Below are 5,467 nucleotides of genomic sequence, written 5' to 3'. Positions count from 1 at the left end.
GGCGTCCGCCGGTGCCGAAGGCGACCACGTCATAGGCCTGCGCCTTGACGCCCGGCACTTCCATTCCCGGCGAGCCGAGCGGCATACCGCCGACCGCCAGGCCCCGCACGCCCTTGGGCCGGGTCGCAAGAGCCCGCTTCATGTCGGCGATCGGCACGTGGCCCTCGAAAGCCATGCCATCGGCGATCGCGGTGTGGCAGGACGAGAGGTCCGCGGGAACGCCCGCGCGCTTCTGCAGCGCCGGGCGGTTAGAATCATCGACGACGCGCACCTGCCGGCCGAGCTGCTGCTGCACCTGCGCCGCCCACTTGGCGCAACAGCCGCAGCCGGGGTCGCGGTGCATAACGATCGGGGTAGCCGCGCTGGCGGCAACCGGAACCAACAAGGCTGCGGCAGTAAGCGCAAATCGCAACGCTGACTTCATGGAAGAATCTCCTTGGTCATTCCTCCCGTTGCTCGCTGGGGGCGGGAGGAATGAGGCTTATTACTGAGGACGCTTGCCCATCGACCGGAGCATCGCCTGGAGTTCACCGATGCTCTTGTTCTGCTCGGCAATCGATTTCTGAGCCATTTGCCGGGTCTTCGCATCGGGCGACTCCCGGAGAACGATCTGCGACATGGCGATCGCACCGCGGTGATGCTCGATCATCTTGCGGACCCACGTCTCGCTCGCATTAGCGCCCTTGGCCTTCATCATCTTTTCATGCATCGCCATTTCGGCGGGCATGAAGGGCGTGTTCATGCCAGGCATGTTGTCGTGGTTCATGCCTTGCATTTTCGAGTGGTCCATGCCCTGCTGAGCCAAAGCGGGGCTCGCCGACATCGCGGCCAGAGCCAGAAGCGTTACTGCCTTGAACATCGATTTCTCCTTCTTGGCCTTGGCCAACGCAACAAGACTAGTTGGCCTTAGAACCATGTGCGAATGCCCAGAACGAGGCTGGTCGACGCCGCGCCCTGGCCTTCGGCGCGCGCGAAGCGGGCTGTGTCCCCGAAGCTGCGGTCGTACGATATGCCCACATAGGGCGCGAACTCGCGCCTGATCTCGTAGCGGAGACGCAGACCGAGTTCGGCCGTGGAAAGGCCTGAGCCGATGCCGATTTCCGGCACGTCCTGCGCGGCGAAGTTGAGTTCGGCGCGTGGCTGAAGAACCAGCCGCTGCGTGATCCGCTGATCGTAATAACCTTCCAGGCGCCCCAGCAGGTCGCCCTTGTTGGACAGGAACAGTGCGCCCTCGACATCGAAGAAGCCGGGTGCCAGCGTTTCGAAGCCGACCGACGCATAGACGCGCGAGGGGTTGGGCTTGAAATCGTAGCGGACGCCAAGCTGTATATCGGTGTATGGGCCAATGGCGCGCGAATAAAGCGCCTGTACCTCCGCCGCTTCCAGACTTCCCCCGATATTCCCTTCGCCCTCGGTCTTGAGCACCAGCCGGTTGATATCACCCCCATACCAGGCACTGCCGTCCCACCGGTAACCATCGCGACCGTCCCGGATCTGGACTTCAGCCAGATTGAATATGACCTGGGAGAAATTCTGCCCGCCGTGCATCGACCGCAGATGCTGCTGCGAATGCGCCATAGCAGCGGCAGAGTAGACCTGGTCCGCGGCCCGATCGGTCGGGATGGGCGGCGGCGGAGCGGTGCCGGCCTGAAGGTTGGTGCCGATCATCGCCGCGCCCGTGGCTGAGGGCATGCTTCCCATGCCGTGTCCCGGCATGCCTTGCATCGCGCCCGAACTTTGGCCCATTCCCGGCATCGATCCATGGTCCATGCCTTGCATAGCACCTGGCTCAGCGGGGTTGGCGCCGCCGGACGCACCTGGCATCGCGGACATGTCGTGCCCCGAACTGGCATCAGGTTTGGCTTCAGGCATATTCATACCGGGCATGGCGGACATGTCATGACCGGCGTGAGGATCAGCAACAGCCGGTCCACCGACCGGAGGCTTGGCGGACCGACTTGCGGCAGGCTTGGCCCCCGATCCCGCCTTCGCGCGCGGTGTCGACCTGGCGGCAGGCTTCGCGGACTCCTTGTGCACGGCGGGCTTGGTCGCTGAGGGCTTCTTGGCGGCAGGCTTTTTTACCGCTGGCGCCTTTGGCGGCGGCATCTTCATGCCGGGCATGTTGGAATGGTCCATCTGCGCGGCCGCCGGCGTTGCGAGGCCAAGCGCCGCGCCGCCGGCGATCAGGAGGAACTTAGGCTGCATCGCGATTCTCCTCGCCCATCGGGCGAACCGTCACGACACGCATCATCCCCGCGGTCATGTGATAGAGATTGTGGCAGTGGAACGCCCAGTCGCCGGGCGCATCGGCCGTTACGTCGAATGTCATCTTACCGCCTGGCGCCACATTCACAGTGTGCTTGCGAGGCCCAAAGTCGCCATGTCCGGTCACCAACTCGAAGAAGTGGCCGTGCAAATGGATGGGGTGCGGCATCATCGTGTCATTGACCAGGGTAACGCGCGCGCGCTCGTCCTTGCGGAACGGGATGGGGTCGGCAGGGTCGCTCATCTTCTGGCCGTCAAAGCCCCACATGTAGCGCTCCATATTGCCCGTGAGGTGGATCTCCAACTGACGCGACGGGGCGCGAACGTCCGGGTTGCGGTCCAGCGCGACAAGGTCGCGATAGGTGAGCACGCGATGATCCGCATCCTCCAGCCCCTGCGGCGGCTCGCCCGTGCGGTCCTTCGGCATCGGCGAGATGGTCTGCACTCCCGGCCCCATCTTGACGCCGGGCGCGTTCTTGGGGTTGCGCATGTTCATGTCCATGCTGCCGCCTGACCCATGATCCATCCCGGCCATGCCGCCGCTGCTCATCTGACCATGGTCCATGCCCGCCATCCCGGCAGCGCCCGCCGCCATTTGGCTATGGTCCATCCCAGGCATAGCGCCGCTCATCTGGTCGCCCCCCATCCCAGCCATGCTGGCCATCGCAGCGCCTATCGCCTTCGTTCCGTGATCGGTGGGCTCTTTCCACCCGGTGAGCTTCCACAGGTTGCGCGAGGCATTCTGCATCAACGTGGGATCCGGCCCGCGCTTTGCGACCGGGTTCTCGTCCGCCATACCGGACATCCCCTCCATCCCGCTCATGCCGCTCATGTCCATGCCCATGTCGGTCATGGTCAGCAACGTGCGTGGGCGGAGCGGCGGGACCGGGGCGATCATGCCCTCGCGCGGGGCCAGTGTCGCGCGCCCCATGCCGGATCGGTCGATCGCCTCGGAAACGAAGCTGTAGGCGCGGTCCTCGGGCGTCACGATCACGTCGAAGGTTTCCGCGACGCCGATCTGGAATTCGTCCACGGTTACCGGCCGGACGTTCTGGCCGTCGGCCTGCACCACCGTCATCGGCAGGTCAGGGATGCGCACGTTGAAGTTCGTCTGCGCCGCGGCATTGACGATGCGCAGCCGAACCCGCTCGCCCGGTCGGAAGAGACCCGTCCAGTTGTCGTAAGGTCCAAAGCCATTGACCAGGAAGGTGTAGGTCGAACCAGTGACGTCCGCGATGTCCGCCGGGTCCATCCGCATCTGCCCCCAATCGAGGCGATCCTTAAGGCGCATTTCGCGGCCGGCCAGCAGCCCACTCAGCGTCGGGCGTTGATAGTTGAAATAGGCGCCGCCCATCTGCTTGAGCTTGCGAAAGATTTCCTCGCCCGTCATTTCGCTATGGTCGGAGAGGACGATCACATGCTCGCGGTCGAACGCGACTGGGTCGGCACCCGCCGGATCAATCACGATGGGTCCGTAGAGTCCTGCCTGCTCCTGCTCGCCCGAGTGGCTGTGATACCAGTAGGTGCCGGACTGCAAGATCGGGAACTCGTACACAAAGGTCGAACGCGCCTTGATGCCGGGGAAGCTGATCCCGGGTACGCCGTCCATTTGGAACGGCAGAATGAGCCCGTGCCAGTGGATCGAGCTATCTTCGTCGAGGTTGTTGGTCACCGCAAGGCGGACCTTCTGGCCCTCTTTGAGGCGGACGAGTGGTGCCGGGACCGTGCCGTTTACCCCGATCGCGGGCGTGGTGATCCCGTCCATGACCAGCTTCATTCGGTCGATGGTCAGCGCGATGTTTGTGCCCGACACGGTCGGCAGGGGTTTGGCGATACCGCGCGACACAGGTTGCGCCCAAGCTGGCAAGTAGGCCGACATGGCCAAGGTGCCGCCGAGCGCGGCGGTTCCGCGCATTACGTCGCGCCGGTTCAGTTTGCGGCTCATGCCGTTCCTTCGCTCCAAGTTCATGGCTTGCGGCCGGCGACCCGGGGGAGGGCCGCCGACCTTACCTTTCACTACGCGCGAACCGGCCCATCCCCTCACACTAAGTCGAGATTTTTCGACAATCTTTCACGCGCGCGCCGGAGTCGCATCTCCACGGCCTTGCCGCTGATCCCCAGCGCGGCCGCGGTCTCCCCCTGGGACAGTCCTTCCACGGTCCGCAGCAAAAGCGTCTCCTTGAGCGTGGCCGGCAGCTCGGACACCGCGCGCGAAAGCCGCGCAAGCTCTGCGCGATCGAAGGTTACCGCGTCGGCACCTGGCGCCTCGTCCCGCCCACTCTCCATGGTCTCGGGCGGCAGCGAAGAGGCGAACGATAGTATCTGGCGTATGCGCCGCCGCCTGTGCCAGTCGCGGCTCTTGTTGATCGCCACGCGGGTCAGCCACGCAGCGAGCGGTCGCTCTCCGTCATACTTTCGCAAGTTCTGAAAGGCGGCCACGAAGCATTCCTGAGTGAGGTCAAGCGCCTCTTCGGCGTCGCCGATATGCGAGCGGATCAGGCGGTAGACCGGTTTTTGGTGCCGCCGCATGATCTCAGCGAACGCAGCCTGACGTCCGCCGAGCGTCAAGGCGGCGAGTTCGCCGTCCGTGCAGGCCGCGAGATCGAGGCTCACCGCGCGTCTGCGGTCAGCGCCTTCACCACCGCGCGGTCGAACGCCGTCGTCTGATCCGGCCGCAGGATCTGCCGCATCGCGAACATATGGTTCAACGTCTCCTTTTGGAGCTCACCCATCGCGCCGTGCGAACGATCGACGGCCGCCGCGACCTGCGGCCCGTTACCATGTTCGGCCTCGATGGCGGCGGCGAGCCGGGCGTTGTCGGCTCTGAGCTCCAGCTCCAAGGCACGCCTTCGAACGGCGAAGTGAGACTCCAGCGCCTGGAGCTTAGTCCGTTGAGCTTCGTCTAGCTCGAGCCCGTCGTGGAGCAAGCTGTGAAGCTCAACGCCCGGGCTTGGCGGGGACGGGAACAACTCACGTCCAGCCCAAACGCCTGCGACCGCCGCCACGAACGCGATGATGGCGATCAGCATCGCCCTCCGGGCGCCGCTCGTCACTGGAACGCGAGCAAGGTCGAAGGCGCTAGCGGCATGGCAGGCCCGAAGGGTGTTAGCGTCGGCACCTGCGCAGTCGCCGCTGTGGACGACAATCCGCCGCCCGCCACTCCCAAGGCGACTGCGCCTAGCGCTGCCAGCATGCCGGATCG

6 protein-coding genes are annotated in these 5,467 nt (G+C 64.9%); all 6 read right to left on the bottom strand.

The features are described from left to right. Nucleotides 1-424 (bottom strand): DUF411 domain-containing protein (locus AX685_RS06395; protein WP_066486612.1); only part of this gene is annotated, 424 nt, incomplete at its 3' end. Nucleotides 425-484: 60 nt separating this feature from the next. Continuing rightward, nucleotides 485-859 (bottom strand): DUF305 domain-containing protein, encoded by a 375-nt coding sequence (locus tag AX685_RS06390; protein WP_066486611.1) that lies wholly within the window; start codon nucleotides 857-859, stop codon nucleotides 485-487. 47 nt (nucleotides 860-906) lie between these two features. Next, the gene (locus AX685_RS06385; RefSeq protein ID WP_066486608.1) at nucleotides 907-2,205 is read right to left on the bottom strand and encodes a copper resistance protein B; all 1,299 of its coding nucleotides are present in this window, start codon (nucleotides 2,203-2,205) and stop codon (nucleotides 907-909) included. Further along, a complete protein-coding gene (locus tag AX685_RS06380) occupies nucleotides 2,195-4,210 on the bottom strand; it encodes a copper resistance system multicopper oxidase (RefSeq protein WP_066486605.1) in 2,016 nt (671 codons plus the stop codon). The genes AX685_RS06385 and AX685_RS06380 overlap by 11 nt, the downstream gene beginning before the upstream one ends. A gap of 95 nt (nucleotides 4,211-4,305) precedes the next feature. Then, the gene (locus tag AX685_RS06375; protein ID WP_046407140.1) at nucleotides 4,306-4,878 is read right to left on the bottom strand and encodes an RNA polymerase sigma factor; all 573 of its coding nucleotides are present in this window, start codon (nucleotides 4,876-4,878) and stop codon (nucleotides 4,306-4,308) included. Further along, the gene (locus AX685_RS06370) at nucleotides 4,875-5,294 is read right to left on the bottom strand and encodes a periplasmic heavy metal sensor (RefSeq protein ID WP_046407154.1); all 420 of its coding nucleotides are present in this window, start codon (nucleotides 5,292-5,294) and stop codon (nucleotides 4,875-4,877) included. Before AX685_RS06370 ends, AX685_RS06375 begins: the two co-directional genes overlap by 4 nt. Between the last annotated feature and the right edge of the window lie 173 nt (nucleotides 5,295-5,467).

Source organism: Sphingomonas sp. CCH9-F2 (assembly GCF_001556735.1).
Lineage (GTDB): Bacteria > Pseudomonadota > Alphaproteobacteria > Sphingomonadales > Sphingomonadaceae > Sphingomonas > Sphingomonas ginsenosidimutans.
This window is presented reverse-complemented; position numbering and strand designations above follow the sequence as displayed.